Below are 1,470 nucleotides of genomic sequence, written 5' to 3' on the forward strand. Positions count from 1 at the left end.
GCGGCCTTGGCGAGCGACGCCCCTCGCAGCTTTCCGGCGGGCAACAGCAACGCGTCGCGCTTGCCCGCGCCATGGTCTTCAAGCCGAAACTCATCCTGATGGACGAACCTCTCGGCGCGCTGGACAAGCAACTGCGCGAACACATGCAGGTCGAGATCCGAAGGATCCAGCAGCGCCTCGGGATCACCATGGTCTATGTGACGCACGACCAGTCGGAGGCGCTCACCATGTCCGACCGCATCGCCGTCTTCCATGAGGGCCGTATCCAACAGCTCTCTGATCCGGTGACGCTTTATGACCAGCCGGCGAACCGCTTCGTAGCCGGCTTCATTGGCGACAACAATACGTTTCCGTGCGAGTTCGCCGGAACGCAGAACGGCTTTACGGTTGTGCGGATGGCTGACGGGACGCGGCTGCTGACGACAGGGTCGTCGGGCAAGCCCGGTTCCAATCTCACCGTCTCCGTGCGCCCAGAACGGCTCACCCTGGACGACCCTGGACACAAGCGCTGCGAAAACCAAATCGCGGCCCGGGTGCTTGAACGAACCTTCCTCGGTGATCGGGTACGACTGACCGTCAAGGTCTTCGGCAGCGAGCGCCTCATTGCCAGCGTGCCGGCTGCGGAGGGTGCATCGGTCTTGCCGGATAGCCGCATAGCGCTCGCCTGTTTCGCCGCCGATTGCCGAACGCTGACGAGGTAGCCATGACCCAGACTTTATCTCTGAGCGCCCCCGTCAGGCCGGCCTGCCTTAGTGCGGCACTTCGTCGGGCGGATCGGCCCGATCGGCTCAAGGCCTTTGCCCTGGCACTGCCGGCGCTGGTCTTTCTCATCGTGACTTTCGCCGCGCCCATTGGGCTGTTTCTTACCGCTGCCGTGCGCAATCCGGAGGTCCGTGCGGTCCTGCCGCAAACCGTCGGTGCACTCGATGGCTGGGATGGGCGCACGGCACCCGGCGAAGACGTCTTCGCGGCACTTGCGGCAGATCTTCGTCAAGCGAAGCAAGACAACACGGCGGCCGCACTCGGCAAGCGGTTGAACTACGAAGTCGCCGGGATGCGTAGCCGCATCATGTCCGTGGTCCGCCACCTCGACAATTTCGAGGAAGGTTCGCTTGCCGCTCAATTCGCCGCACTCGATCCGATCTGGGCAAGCCCCGAGCCCTTTGCGATCATCAAGCGCAATGCCGGTCCGGTGTCGCCCTATTACCTCCTGACAGCCATCGACCTTCAGCAGACTGCTTCGGGCGACCTCGAGCGGGTGCCTGAAAGCCAGGCGGTGTTTCTTGACATTCTCGGTCGCACACTCTGGATTGCCGGCCTCGTGACCGTCGCGACCCTGGTTCTCGGATTTCCCACGGCCTATGTCATCTCGCTGGCGCCGGCGCGGATCGCCGGCTTCCTGCTTCTATTGGTACTGCTGCCGTTGTGGACGTCACTGCTTGTGCGCACCACAGCGTGGGTGGTTCTGCT

At 63.4% G+C, this 1,470-nt stretch carries 1 protein-coding gene and 1 pseudogene; both read left to right on the top strand.

What is annotated here, in order from left to right; all coding sequences use genetic code 11:
- Positions 1-701 (top strand): ABC transporter ATP-binding protein (locus I8N66_RS37010; protein ID WP_291165491.1); only part of this gene is annotated, 701 nt, incomplete at its 5' end.
- Positions 702-703: 2 nt separating this feature from the next.
- Positions 704-1,470, top strand: a pseudogene (locus tag I8N66_RS37015) (ABC transporter permease); the annotation flags it as partial.

The sequence above is a fragment of the Ensifer sp. SSB1 genome (genome assembly GCF_016652895.1).
GTDB lineage: Bacteria > Pseudomonadota > Alphaproteobacteria > Rhizobiales > Rhizobiaceae > Ensifer.